Origin of the sequence: Streptomyces sp. NPDC102360, from assembly GCF_044766085.1 — a bacterium.
Classification (GTDB): Bacteria; Actinomycetota; Actinomycetes; order Streptomycetales; family Streptomycetaceae; genus Streptomyces.
On the sequence record NZ_JBIWLG010000001.1, the window covers coordinates 698173 to 710973 of the forward strand.

Genomic DNA, 12801 nt, shown 5'->3' on the forward strand with positions numbered 1-12801 from the left:
TGCGGGGGCGTGCACGTACTGGGAGCCGCGTCAGGTGAGGCGTGGTGCGACGGTGGCGGCATCCACGGGTTCCCCGCTGCGCTCCACCTCGTCGGCTAGCCCCTGCGCCCACCGCACCAACGTCGCCGTGTCTAGCCCCGCCGGCGCGACGCCCTGCCATGCCGCGATGCCCTCCGCGCCCCGCCGCAGCAACCGGGCGCCCCCGGTTGCGTTGCCGCGCGCCGCGTGCGTCAGTCCCACCGCGGTCTGCGCGAGGGCCCGCCACAGCCCGCGCTCACCCTCCGGCCCGGACTTCCACGCGTCCTCGAAGACCTCGTGCGCATGGAACGGCCGCCCCGAGTCGAGCAGCGCCTGCGCCTCCGCGACGCTCTGCGCGGCCGTCCGCACGACCCCTTCCGGCTGCCGGTCGACGCCGGTGCTGCCATAGGGGAGCGGCCGACCGAGCCCGTCCCGGGGCCGGGCATTGCGTGCCCGCCCCTCCTGGTCACGGTCCCGTCCACCGTCGCGCGAAGTACTCATGCCCCGATTCTCGCGCAGCCTCCCGCGAGCCCGCAGATCCGGTTTCAAACCACCCCTGAGCTTGGGGTATTGTTCCTCTTGTCGCCGCCGACGGGACGGAAAACACCGGGCCGAAGGCAGTGGACATCGGGACGTGGCGCAGCTTGGTAGCGCACTTGACTGGGGGTCAAGGGGTCGCAGGTTCAAATCCTGTCGTCCCGACGGTTTTGCGGCATGAAGTCGCAGGTCACAAGCCGGTTCGAGGAAATCTCGAACCGGCTTGTTTTATTTGACCGTTGGGAGCGGATCGTGCTCCCTGGGCCGGTTCGATTCGAACGGCGTGACACCGGATCGCGCCGGGAGCCGGTCGTTTGTGCAGGCTGTCGTGGTGGCGCGGGTAAGTCTGCTGTTCGAGTGACAACTTGTCTGCGGCGTAAGTGCGCAACTGTTGCGTGTGGGGTGCGGGTGACGTCATGGGGCGTTTGAGGCGCCTCGATGGGCTCGTGGAGCTGCCGCCACTCTGGCGAATTGCCGCTGTTGTCGCAGTTGCCCTTCTTGGTGTGTGTGGTCAAGGGGTCGTTTTGCTCCCCGGCTGCTCCCGGAGTGCTCCCCGTGTTCGGTTCTCCTGTCCGAACCGGGTGGGGCTGGTGGGGTGTGTGGTTCACCAGTGTGTGGGGATGCCAGGTATGGGGTCGCAGTTGGAGTTCAGGTAGTCGGTGAGGCTCTGTCCGGCGGTGGTCAGGTGGCGGATGCTGGGGTGGAGGTGGTGGAGCGCCTGGGTCACCCGGTTTTGAGCGGAAGCTGCAGGTACGACGCCCGGTCGCCGCCCGTGTGGATGAGGTGTCGGCCGCTGTTGGCCGGCGCGTACTCGCGGATTCCGGGCATCATCGTGCCGAGGAGCGAGCGGCCGCTGACGATGAAGCGGAGCTGTTCGCCCGGGTGGAAGGTGAGCCCGACCGGCAGCAGGTCGATCTCGACGTCGACGACCTCGCCGGGGGAGAGCTTCTCGACCCGGTCGAAGGCGTGGGCAGGGACGTCGTCCGTGGCCAGGGTCTTGTCCAGGTGGCGCATCGAGACGCGCAGACGGCCGTCGGAGCCCTTGTAGCGCAGGATCGAGGCACCCCGCTCGGTGACGTCCTGGACCAGCGCGCCCTGGTTGAGCACGGTGAACGCCTGCAGTGGTGTGCCGTGGGCGTCGAGCTTCTGGACGAGGACGAACAGGTCCATGTCGTCCGAGCCGTCCGCCTCGACCCACAGGTGGGCCTTGGGGTAACCGACCAGCGTGGTCTCCTCGTCGAAGCGCGCCACGAACGACACCGTGTCGGGGTTGGACGAGATGGCGTACCCCACCTCTGCTTCAACGTCGGGCGTCGCCGTTCCAAGGGTCCGGGTGCGTCCGTCGAGGTAGTACTTCGTCGACGTGACGTCAGTCGGCGGGAACTGGTCCGCCGGGACGTTGACCCGGTCGCCGCCCCGGAGGTCGAGGAGGGAGTAGCGCACGCGGGGCGTGTTCTCCCAGCCGTTGTCCTCGCCCTTGAGGGCGTGGTCGAAGAAGCGGCGCAGGTCCTCGACGTTGGCCTCGTCGTAGTAGTCGGGCCATTCCTGGCTGTTGTGGACGCGCAGCCACTTGTCCTCGGATGCCATCCGGCGCCAGGCGCGGAACGTACCCGCGGTGTGCAGGGTGTTGGAGTAGCTGGCGACGACGTACGCGGGCACATTGATGTTCTCGAACCGCGGGATCTTGTTCTCCCACAGCTCGTCCATCAGCGGGTGGTGCTCGGCCTCGGTGAGGATGTCCTCCTTCTGGCCTTTGCCGAAGAAGCTGTTGTCCTGGAGTTGGCGGGCGAAGCCGGTGTCGGGCATACCGCCGCGCATCACCAGGTCGCGGTAGACGTCGCTGACGCCCTCCCACGGGTTGATCGCCGCCAGGTGCGGCGGCTGCTCGGCCGCGGTGAACCACTGGGAGACCGCGAGGTACGAGGTGCCGCTCATGGCGACCTTGCCGGTGCACCAGTCCTGGACGCCCAGCCACTCCACGAGGTCGTAGCAGTCCCGGCCCTCCTGGCGGTCCCAAATGACGCTGTCGCCCTCGGAGTTGGCCACGCCCCGGATGTCCGGGTTGCAGATCGCGTAGCCCTGCGCGCACCAGTAGGCGGGGTCCGGGCCTTCGAACTTCTCGAGGCCGGACACGATGCCGTTGTCGAGGCCGACCATCCCGAAGATGCCCATCACGCTGGCGGATGAGCCCTGGCCCTTGCCGTACGGGCTCCACGCCACGATGACCGGGACCTGCTCCGCACCGGCGGGGCGGAAGATGTCGACGTGGATCGTGACGCCGTCGCGCAGGGTGACCGGTACGTCCTTGTCGAGCACGATGTCGACGGGGAGCGGCTTGAACGGCGGCGCGATCTGGAAACCGGCCTCCAGCGTCCGCGTCCCGGGCTCGAAGTCGCTCAGAATCCCGTAACGGGCGCCCGGCTCCAGCGGCTGGGACGGCATGAATACCTTCTGGGCATCGCTCATCGTGAACTCCTCGCGTCTTCCGTCGAGCAACGGACTCTGCCGACATTTCGAGGGTAGATCCGCGACGAGAAAAACTCAACGCCGTTGAGTTCTGTGGCGTGAGGGTAATTTTGGACTATGAGCGCGCATACGAGTCCCGCCCCGGCACCCCGTCGCGGACGCCGTCCGGGAACGAACACGACCCGACAGGCGATCCTCACCGCGGCCCGCGCCCGCTTCGCGGCTGATGGCTTCACCAAGACCACGATCCGGCGGGTGGCGGCCGACGCCGGGGTGGACGCGTCCCTGGTGATGCAGTTCTTCCGGTCGAAGGGTGAGCTGTTCGCTGCTGTCATGGCCGTTCCCGCAGAGGCGTTGACGCGCTTCAGCGCCGCGTTCGAGGGGGCGGACGACGGCCTCGGTGAGCGGGTCGTCCGAGCCTTCCTCGACGTGTGGGAGGTGGACGCCCGGACGTCGGAGCCGCTCATGGCGATGCTCCGGGGCGCCATCGTCAACGATCAGGTGAACGAGCAGCTGCGCGAGTTCCTCCAGGATCGGCTGCTCGTCGCCGCGATCGCTTCGCGCGACGCCGACGCCGACGCCGACGACGCGATGCTCCGCGCGGGGGTCGTGTCGTCGATGCTCGTCGGCCTTGTCGTAGGGCGGGGCATCGTCGGTGTCCCCACGCTCATCGGGGCGGAGCGTGAGAAGCTGATCATGCTCGTCGGGCCTGCCGTGCAGAGCGTGCTGGTCCCGGCGCCTCCCACCACCGACGACAAGGGGGCGGACCGCCCATGACGGCAATCGACGGCCGCATCTACGTGGAAGGGCACCGTGCCGCGTGCCCGCCCGACCTGGAGGACGCCGCCGACGATCTGGAGCGCTCGGGCGGCGTGGCCTGGATCGGTCTGATGGACCCCGGCCCGGACGAGCTCGCTGCCGCGGCGGCCCGGTTTGGTCTGCACCCCCTGGCCGTCGAGGACGCCCACAAGGGGCATCAACGCGCGAAGCTCGAGCGCTACGGCGACACCATGTTCGTCGTGCTGCGCCCTGCCTCCTACGACGACCGCCGTGAGTGCGTCGACTTCGGTGAGGTGCACCTGTTCGTCGGGCCGCAGTTCGTCATCACCGTCCGGCACAGCGCCGTGCCGGACCTGTCGGCGGCCCGTGACGCCCTCGAGGCGGAGCCACAGTTCCTCGGGCTGGGGCCCGAGGCCATGCTCACCGCGTTCCTCGACGTCATCGTCGACGGCTACGCGCCCGTCGTCGCCGGGCTGATGAACGATATCGACGAGGTGGAGGACAGCCTGTTCGGCGAGGGGAACGCGGATCCCGCGCTCTCGGAGCGGATCTATCGGCTTCTCGCCCAGGTCATCGCCCTGCAGCGGGCGATCGGACCGCTCCCGGACATGGTGCGGGGACTTCTTCGCGGCGCCGATCGTTACGGCACGGGGGACGAGGTGCAGAACCGGCTGCGCAACGTGCTCGACCACACGATCCGGGTGACGGAACGCGTCGACGGTGCCAGGTCCCTGCTGGAGAACGCGCTGACCGTCCACTCCACGTTGGTGACGATGGATCAGAACGAGGCCATGCGCCGCATGTCCAGCGCGAGCCTCGCCCAGGGTGAGGAGAGCCGCCGCCTCGCGGAGGAGACCATCGAGCAGGGCGAGCAGGTCAAGAAGATCTCGTCGTGGGCGGCGATCCTGTTCACTCCGACCCTGATCGCCTCCATCTATGGCATGAACTTCGACCACATGCCGGAGCTGCACTGGACATGGGGATACCCGCTCGCCGTCGCGCTGATGATCGGCTTCGGTGTGGGCCTCTGGGGTGTTTTCAAGTGGCGCCGTTGGCTGTGACCGGCCGGGCCGGCTGGGGGTGAGTCGGGCACTCAGGTGCGGGCGGCGTCCCGAGGGTCGGGCGTGCGGAGGTAGGCGACAGCCATGTCGCTGAGGTCGTCCGCGTACCGGCGCATCGCCGTGGCACCGGTCGCCGGGTCCGGGCGTACGGAGTTGTGGAAGCAGGCGCCGAGGAGGGCGCGGGCCGCGGTGTCCAACGCTGCCTGCGGGTCGGGGCGGCGGATCTCGTCCGTATAGGGAGCTGCCGCGTCGAGCAGGAGCCGGTGGACCTTGGTGATGGTGCGGGCGCCGCGGTCCGAGGGCCTGGCTCCTCGTGTGCGCAGCAGCTCGGGGAAGAGGGTGTTGCTGTCGCTGAATGACTGCAACAGGGCGTGCGCGTAGGCGTCCATGACGCCGGAAAGTGACGGCTCGGCCTTGCGCAGCTGCTCCGCCACGAACTCCTCGCGTCGGTCCAGCATCCGCTCGGTGAGGGCGCTTATCAGCTGCTCTTTGTCCTCGAAGCGGCGGTAGATCGTGCCGACCGAGACACCGGCGCGCTCCGCGACACCGGTCATCGTCAGCTCCTCCAGTCCGGCCGAGGAGGCGATTTCCTCGGCCGCGCGCAGTACACGGGCGAGTGTCGCAGCGCTGCGCGCCTGCTGGGGCTCCTTGTAGGGCGCCGGGCTGTCGTGCTGGTCGGTCATGCTCCGCATCGTATCGGCGGGCTCCGGCGGGAGGGGGTTGACAAGTGAAGGGGCTCCCTGCGTAACCTCGCAATGCGAATGTGAATGTACATTCGCATGATATCGGAGGTTCGACCATGACCGACAAGCAGACTTCCCCGGCTGTGACCGTGACGCTCGAGTCGGGGCCCACCGGCTCCGGCGGCATCGACGACTTCGAGCTGTTCTACGCACGCCGTGCCCTGGACCGCTTCAGGACGCGACTGGGCCGCCAGGGTCTGCTCGATCTGTTGGCCGCGGACATCGAGGAGGGCAACGCCTTCCTGCGGGAGTGCGCGCGCACCTCCGACGGCGAGTTCAATGCGGGCACGACCGTGCTTCAGGCGCGTGGGCTGACCTCGGCCGAGTTCCTCTCGTGGATGGATGCCGCCTTCGCGGGCGACGACTCCCGCCCGCTTCTGGCGGCGCACCCCGAGCACTATGTGATGGGCACCGACGGCATCGGGGCGCGTGTGGTGGAGAACATCGGCCCCCATGTCTGCTCCTTCTACATGGGCGGATGGGGCACGGCCGCGATGGCCTGGGCCGAGGACGCCGCCGAACGCCTTCCCGAGTCGGAGTTTCCGCGGAAGATGTCCTCGAACCTCTTCCTGGAGGACGGCACCGTCGTCGGGCGGGCGTTGATCCAGTTCGGCGACACCGCAGACGGGTTCACCGCGAACCTGACGGTCTACTTCCCCACGTCCTGCCCGAAGGACGTCCTGGATCACCACCTGCGGCACTACGCCGTCGAGTTCAGGAACTGGATCGCCGCCGCGGCGGAAGCCCGCGCCTGAGGTCCGCTGCCGAACGGCACATGAGTCGCTCCGGCAAGGTCGCGCCGCCTGCTGCGCGACGTCGCAGAGATCCGGGCGGTCGGCGACGTCACCACGCTCGCCGACTCATCCGTCATGGACCTCGTCCAGGCGGAGCCGCCCTCGGTGTTCAGCGACGACTGACCAACGTCGTCCGAGCGAGAGGAACCGGAGTCGCTAGTCGGCGCACGCGGCGGCGAGAGCCTTGCGGGTACGGACGGGTTCGTACGCCGGCGAGGCGATGGAGAGGACCACGAGCGCGGTGCGGGCCAGGTGGGTCGCCAGCGCACGGGAGGCCGCCTTCGCGTCTTGTGCGTGCACGGCCTCCGCGATGGTGTGGTGCTGCGTGCTCGTGTCCGCCTGCCACTCGAGCGGGTTCCACGAGACGAACGCCATGCGGTAGCGCGTGGCGTGGTCCGACAGCAGCGCGAGTTCCCGTTCCAGGCGCGTGCCGGACGGGTGCACCAGCGCGCGATGGAACTTCTCGTGCGGGCACTCCCACTGCTCGACGTCTCCCGTGCGTGCCTTCTCGTCCATCTCCCGCAGCGTCGCGTCGAGGTGACGCAGATGGTCCTCGGTCATGCGCGGGACGGCGATCCCGATCGCCAGCGACTCGAGGCTGATCCGCATCGCGTACAACTCGTCCAGGTCGTCGTCGCTGAACGCCGCAACGCGGGCGCGATGCTGTGACTCCTGCTCGACGAAGCCCTCGCGTTGCAGAATCCTGAGAGCTTCGCGCAGCGGGCCGCGGCTCACACCGAGTTGGCGGGCCAGTTCGACCTGGGACAGTGGGTCGCCGGCGCGCAGGTCGCCGTGCATGATCGCGCGCCGGAGAGCGTGATGGGCCCTGCTCATCTCGTCGGGATGGGTCCGGCTTGCGTCGTCGGGGCGGGCGAGCTTGTTCGCCGCCTCGGCTGACCGTGCTGTCATCGGCTCCAGGCCTTTCACGCGTCTCCATGTGGCGTTCGGATGTTCCTTGGAACCCGCTGGACGAATCGTCGGCACAACCGTAGCTGACGCTCCGTGCAAGCCTGCCGACACTTCGGAGCAGGAACTGGACGGGATGGGCGGGGTACAACCTGCGTGCCCGGTCGTCAGGCGGGAGCGGTGGAATACCTACGTACTGCGCCCCGGCGGCAAGGTGTCAACATTACCGGCCGCCTGCCGCGCGCAGCACGGTGAGGCCGGACCGCCTCCCGGCTGTCCGGCCCGTCTCACCGTTCCTGAGTTCCACCAGGTCAATGGCGCCCTACGGTGTCAGCGCCTCGGGCTTCTCAGCAGATGTCCTGCGTCCGCCCGGCAAGACGCCCGGTCCGGACCGGTGGTCGTTGTCCACCACCGTGTTGCGGACCGTACCCAGACGTTCCACCTCGACCTCGACCGTGTCTCCCGGCCGCAGCAGCCGGGGAGGCGTACGGCTGTAGCCGACTCCCGCCGGTGTGCCGGTCGCGAGGAGGTCGCCGGGACGCAGGGTCAAGGTGTGCGAGATCAGGGACAGCGTGTCCCCGACCGCGTAGATCATCTGGTCCGTCGTGGCGTCCTGCATGGTCTCGCCGTTGACCCGGGTCCGCAGCCGCAGCCCCTGCTTCAGGTCGCCGACCTCGGCGGCGGGCACGAGCGGGCCGAGGGGGCCGGACCGGTCCCCGTTCTTGCCGAGAATCCACTGCGAGGTCAGCTTCTGCGCCCGGCGCGAAGTCAGGTCGTTGAACGCGGAGTATCCGATGACCGCCGCCAGGGCCTCTTCGGCAGAGGCGTCGACGAGGGGCGCTCCGACCCAGGCGACGACCTCGCCCTCCCAGTCCAGTCCCTCCTCGTTGGAGGGCACGGGCACTTCCGCCCCGTCCACGGTCAGCGACTGCGGCCACCGTGCGAACAGTGTGGGGTACGGCGGCAGTTCCTGGTCGCGGAAGCTGCCTTCCGCCGCGTGCGCGTAGTAGTTGAGGCCGATGCAGAAGACGCGCGCGCCGGGGAGGACGGGGGGAACCTGTTCGACCGACGCGGCGGCGAACGTCGGCCCGGTGGGCGGCCTGGAGAGATGTCCCGCCGGGTCGGCCCAGAAGTCCGCGAGTGAGGCGATGACGGTGACCTCGTCATCCTGTTCGGCCAGAGCCGCGACCTCCACGCCGGACTCGCCGTGCGCGCGCCTGACACCCACGATTCTCATGAGATTCCCTTTCCGGTCTCCGCAGGCAGGCCCACGAAGCTCTTCTTTCGTCGTTGCTGATGTGCCGAAGGCGGCGATGCCGCCGGCGGTCAGGCCGCGTCGTCCGAGGACGGGGGCGGGCCGGTGTGGTCGTGTTCGAGGTGGTGCTGGATCAGTAGGTCGGCGCCGAAGTCATTGGACGGGTCGCGCCAGACGCTGTGCACGTGGTTGGCGTCGTCCTCGGCGTTGTCGAACTCGACGAGGGTGACGGGCCCCTGGATGCGGAAGTAGTGCGGCTGCTCGATGGAGGTGCCGCCGGCCCAGGCGAAGTGCAGTGCGTCGACGCCGCCCCCGGCCGCGATGCGGTCCATCTCATGGCCCACCAGGCCGGGGCGGGCCCGCTCGACGAAGTGGGCGAGCAGGTCGTCGAAGTGTGGCCGCTGCGCGAGGGAGAGATCCCCTGCGCGGATGCCGCGGGGGTGGGCGCGGAAGTACGCCAGGGCCTTGCGGTCCTCGTCGGTGATCATCGCGTCGCGGCGGCCGACGCCGTGGTAGGCGGGGTACTCGACGTCGCCGATGGTGGAGACGGTGCGGGTCACGAAGTCCGCAGGCGGCCTGGAGTGGATGACCGCCTGCTCCTTCTGGGCGCCGGTGAGGCCGTCGAGGAGGACGAAGGCGGCGTCTTCCTCCTCGCCCAGGATGCGGAACGGCCCGAACCGGGCGGGTTCGGCGCCGAGCAGGAACGGAGTGGCGCTGACCAGGTCGCCGTCGACGACGGTGACGTTGACCGACAGGTGGTGGCCGACAATCCGCCAGCCCCATGTGGTGTCGGGCTGCGGCTGGCCGAAGAACGTGAGGAAGTAGCCGCGGGGGTCGCGGAAGGTGGCCGCGACGTGACCGAAGACGGGCAGGTTCAGTTCGCGCAGTACGTGCTCGTTGGACATCACCTGGACCACGCGGGCGTAGGCCGGGATCGACATCGACTCGGCGATCAGACGGTGTGCCAACCCCTCCTGGTGGCGGTCGAGTTCGCCCAGCGGGAGGCCGTGCCGTCCGGACTCGGGCAGGAAGTTCCAGTGCGTTCGGCCGGAGTCCTCGTGAGGGAGCAGCACTCGCGCGCGCTGGTCGCCGGTCAGGCCGTCGAAAAGGCCCATCGCCGCGAAGGTGATCGCCGTCGCGTCGAACGTGCCGCCGGGCCGCGGCCGGTGTGCCTTCGGGAGTTCGCCGTTCAGATGCGGGTGGTGCGCGTTATGCGGATGTGGCGTCGCCGTCATGAAGGTCCATGCCTTTCTTCGTGGGGTGGTCCTCGATCCTTGCGGGGTTCGGCGTGGGCTGGGGGAGCGGCTCAGGCAGGCTTCCCTGAGGGCCTCCGTCGTACCGGTACGGGCCGAGGCACAGGAACAGCACGGCGCAGACCGCGCAGGCGACGGCCAGCACGAGCATCGCCGGCGTATAGGAGCCGTAGGTGTCGCGGCTCACGCTCACCAGGGACGTCGCGGCAGCCCCGCCGATCTGGAAAACCGAGAACGCGACACCGTAGATCCTGCCGAAGGCCAGACGCCCGAAGTAGCGGGGGATGAGGTAGCTGAGGACGTCGAACTCGGCGCCGATCAGCAACCCGGCAAGGGCCGCAGCGAGCAGGGCCATCGGTACGTTCGGCCCTGCCGCAAACAGCAGCACCGAGGCGATGCCACCGACGAGATACACCGACATGACCTGCGACACGGTGAAGCGGTCGAGGAGCCACCCGGTCACGAGCCTTGCCACGATGAGCGCGACTCCGAGTGCGACCGGCACCAGGTTCGCGATGTGCGAGGGGATCCCGGCGTCAAGCAGCAGTGAGATCTGATGGACGAGGACCGTGGAACCCACGGTGCCCAGAAGGACGAACGCGGCTAGGACGAGCCAGAACGGCCGTGTTGTCGCCGCGACGCGCAACGTGTCACCACTGACCGGCTGCGCTGCCGTGCGCGCACGGGGTTCGGCCAGCAGGAAGTACGCGACCGGGAACGCGATGAGCGCGACCGCTCCGAGCCCGACGTACCCCGCGCGCCACCCCCACGCTCCGATCAGCACCGTGGTCAGGATCGGGGCGAGCACCGTACCGACCCCGATGCCCGAGTTGGCGATGCCCAGCGCGAGGCCGAGCCTGCGCTCGAACCAGCCCGCGGTGAGCCGGAGATACGACACCGGCCACAGACCCATGCCGCAGAGCGGGATGAGCACCCAGCCCAGATAGAAGACGGGCAGGCTGTCGGGCAGGAAGGCCATCGCCATCAGGGACAGCGCGAAGAACGGGGAGCTGCACAGGATCACCCGGCGACCGCCGAACCGGTCGACCAGCAGGCCCTGCACAGGCGAGATGATCACAAGCGTGATGCTGAGGATGGACGAGGCCAGGCCGATGGCGGGCACTCCCCACCCGAACTCCCGGTGCAGCGGCGCGATGAACGCCCCGAACGTGGTGACCGCCAGCACGCTGGGACCGCACGCGAGGCCGAGCGTGGACGCCATCGCGGTACGCCACCCCGACCTCGACTCGTCGGGCGGATCCGTGGTCGCCTCGGCGTACGTGACGGAATTCTCCGCTCTCATGTGAATCCTCCTTGATTCCTCGTGGAAGAACCCCGCCTCGCATGGGCGAGCCGCGTACTGCTCGTCGTCGGCCCCCTCAGGCGGCGGGTGATCCGAGCGCCTGACGCAGAAGCGAGACGAAGCGCGGGATGTCGCGGTGCCGGCCGGCCGCGAACACGTAGAAGTCCGGCCGGGCCAGGAACGCCTCACAGTCGTGCTCGGTGAACCAGCGCTCATAGGCGCCGTCCAGGTCCTTGACCGCATGCCCGCCCGACACGTCGGCGAGCACGCCGCCGATCTGCCGGAACCAGGACGCGTCCTCGTCATCGAGGGCTTCGGTGGGGTCCCCGCCCCGGCTGATCAATTGCCAGCCACCGCCGACGACGTCGTCGAACAGGCCCTCACGGTCGGCGAGTTGAATACGCCCCTGCGGTGCGAGTCGTCCCTCGGCGCCCCCGCTCCCGACCGTCAGTGACGGCCCGCCCAGGCGCGGGTGCGGGGGCTCCCGCGTGGCGGCATCGGGATCGAGCGAGCGCTTCCTCATCTCGGCGTCCCTGGCCGCGGCCCGGTCGACGTCGAGTTCGCAGATGACCCGGCCGGCGGCCACCGCCTCGTCGATGATCTCCCGTACGTGGCCGGTGCGTTCGGGGCCGTACGTGTCGAGTACGTCTGCTGTCGCGAGGCCGTCGTGCACCATGCCGAGACGCCACGACAGCGCTCGCGCGTCCCGCAGGCCCGAGCAGAGCCCCTGGCCGAGGAACGGAGGCATGAGGTGGGCCGCGTCACCCGCGAGGAAGACGTTTCCCTCGTGCCACGCGTGCGCCCACCGGCCCCGGAACGTGTACACGGCGTGCCGTTCGAGCCGGGCGGTCTTTGGTGTCACGCCCCAGGGCGCCATGAGCCGCCAGGCCGTGGTCTCCTGGCCCAGTTCCTCGACGCTCACGTCCGCGCGGCGCATGAACTCGAACCGGCGCCGCCCCGGGCCGCTGTTGACCGCGGTCGCCGGCTGTTCCGGGTCGCAGTACTGGGTGACGAAGGCACTCCATGTCTCCTCGGCCAGTGGCTGGTAGTCCACCACCAGCCAGTCGGCCTCGAACCCCGAGTCGTCGACGCCGATCCCGATCCCGGACCGGACGGCACTGTTGGCCCCGTCGGCGCCGACCAGCCAGCGGGCCCGGACGCGTACGGCTTCGTCGGGCCGCTCGGTGGGAGCCACCTGCACGAAGACCTGCTCGTGGCGGCTGTCCTGCTCCAGGGACTGGAAGGTCCATCCGCGGTGGACCGTCACGCCCGGGGTCGCGCGAGCCAGGTCCTCCAAGGCCGCCTCGAGTGCGGGCTGATGGAAGCCGTTCGTGTTGGCCCACCCCGACTCGGCGATCCTGTTCCAGTCGATGGTCTGGAGCAACTCGCCCGCACTGCCCCGGAACTCGTACCCGCCCCGCTCACCCTGGGACGGCTCGAACATCGCGGCATGGTCCGCCATGAGGCCTGCGGCCTGGAGGACACGCAGTGCCTCATGGTCGATCGTGCACGCCCGCGGCAGCGGATACCGCTGGGGCCAGCGTTCCACGACGGACACCTGCAGCCCGGCCTGGCCGAGGAAGACAGCGGTCAGCAGACCGACGGGCCCGCCGCCGACGACCACGCAGTCGACGGCCGTCCGCACAGTGGCGCCGGAGTGCGGCGCAGGTTGCGTCGTCATGCGT

General features: G+C 69.3%; 11 protein-coding genes and 1 tRNA gene. 4 read left to right on the forward strand and 8 right to left on the reverse strand.

Going from position 1 to position 12801, the window contains the following annotated elements:
• Window positions 1-30: 30 nt before the first annotated feature.
• Window positions 31-519, reverse strand: a complete 489-nt coding sequence (locus ACIRHA_RS03210; RefSeq protein WP_403839254.1) for a DUF309 domain-containing protein — start codon at window positions 517-519, stop codon at window positions 31-33.
• 127 nt (window positions 520-646) lie between these two features.
• Here ACIRHA_RS03210 and ACIRHA_RS03215 point away from each other — a divergent pair.
• Window positions 647-720: transfer RNA gene (locus tag ACIRHA_RS03215), tRNA-Pro, on the forward strand.
• A gap of 558 nt (window positions 721-1278) precedes the next feature.
• Here ACIRHA_RS03215 and ACIRHA_RS03220 read toward each other — a convergent pair.
• Window positions 1279-3021 (reverse strand): CocE/NonD family hydrolase, encoded by a 1743-nt coding sequence (locus tag ACIRHA_RS03220; RefSeq protein WP_403839256.1) that lies wholly within the window; start codon window positions 3019-3021, stop codon window positions 1279-1281.
• A 117-nt stretch (window positions 3022-3138) separates the two neighbouring features.
• On the opposite strand from ACIRHA_RS03220, the gene ACIRHA_RS03225 reads away from it, so the two are divergent.
• Together ACIRHA_RS03225 and ACIRHA_RS03230 are read left to right on the forward strand one after the other, a co-directional pair.
• Window positions 3139-3798: a TetR family transcriptional regulator gene (locus ACIRHA_RS03225; protein WP_403839258.1), complete on the forward strand. Its 660-nt coding sequence runs from the start codon at window positions 3139-3141 to the stop codon at window positions 3796-3798.
• Window positions 3795-4862, forward strand: coding sequence for a magnesium and cobalt transport protein CorA (locus ACIRHA_RS03230; protein WP_403839260.1), 1068 nt, complete (start codon window positions 3795-3797; stop codon window positions 4860-4862). The genes ACIRHA_RS03225 and ACIRHA_RS03230 overlap by 4 nt, the downstream gene beginning before the upstream one ends.
• A gap of 32 nt (window positions 4863-4894) precedes the next feature.
• Here the strand turns inward: ACIRHA_RS03230 and ACIRHA_RS03235 are convergent, their stop codons facing one another.
• Window positions 4895-5545 (reverse strand): TetR/AcrR family transcriptional regulator, encoded by a 651-nt coding sequence (locus tag ACIRHA_RS03235; protein WP_403839262.1) that lies wholly within the window; start codon window positions 5543-5545, stop codon window positions 4895-4897.
• A gap of 116 nt (window positions 5546-5661) precedes the next feature.
• Between ACIRHA_RS03235 and ACIRHA_RS03240 the strand changes: the two genes are divergently transcribed.
• Complete coding sequence (locus tag ACIRHA_RS03240; protein ID WP_403839264.1) at window positions 5662-6360, forward strand: hypothetical protein; 699 nt, start codon at window positions 5662-5664, stop codon at window positions 6358-6360.
• Window positions 6361-6555: 195 nt separating this feature from the next.
• Here ACIRHA_RS03240 and ACIRHA_RS03245 read toward each other — a convergent pair whose 3' ends face one another.
• From ACIRHA_RS03245 to ACIRHA_RS03265, 5 genes are all read right to left on the reverse strand, one after another.
• The gene (locus ACIRHA_RS03245; RefSeq protein WP_403839266.1) at window positions 6556-7308 is read right to left on the reverse strand and encodes a GntR family transcriptional regulator; all 753 of its coding nucleotides are present in this window, start codon (window positions 7306-7308) and stop codon (window positions 6556-6558) included.
• A 319-nt stretch (window positions 7309-7627) separates the two neighbouring features.
• Entirely contained in the window at window positions 7628-8542 is a 915-nt protein-coding gene (locus ACIRHA_RS03250) for a fumarylacetoacetate hydrolase family protein (RefSeq protein ID WP_403839268.1), read from the reverse strand.
• An 89-nt stretch (window positions 8543-8631) separates the two neighbouring features.
• Window positions 8632-9795, reverse strand: coding sequence for a DUF3500 domain-containing protein (locus ACIRHA_RS03255; RefSeq protein WP_403839270.1), 1164 nt, complete (start codon window positions 9793-9795; stop codon window positions 8632-8634).
• Complete coding sequence (locus ACIRHA_RS03260) at window positions 9770-11116, reverse strand: MFS transporter (RefSeq protein WP_403839272.1); 1347 nt, start codon at window positions 11114-11116, stop codon at window positions 9770-9772. Before ACIRHA_RS03260 ends, ACIRHA_RS03255 begins: the two co-directional genes overlap by 26 nt.
• A 76-nt stretch (window positions 11117-11192) precedes the next feature.
• Window positions 11193-12797, reverse strand: a complete 1605-nt coding sequence (locus ACIRHA_RS03265) for a bifunctional 3-(3-hydroxy-phenyl)propionate/3-hydroxycinnamic acid hydroxylase (RefSeq protein WP_403839274.1) — start codon at window positions 12795-12797, stop codon at window positions 11193-11195.
• Window positions 12798-12801 lie beyond the last annotated feature (4 nt).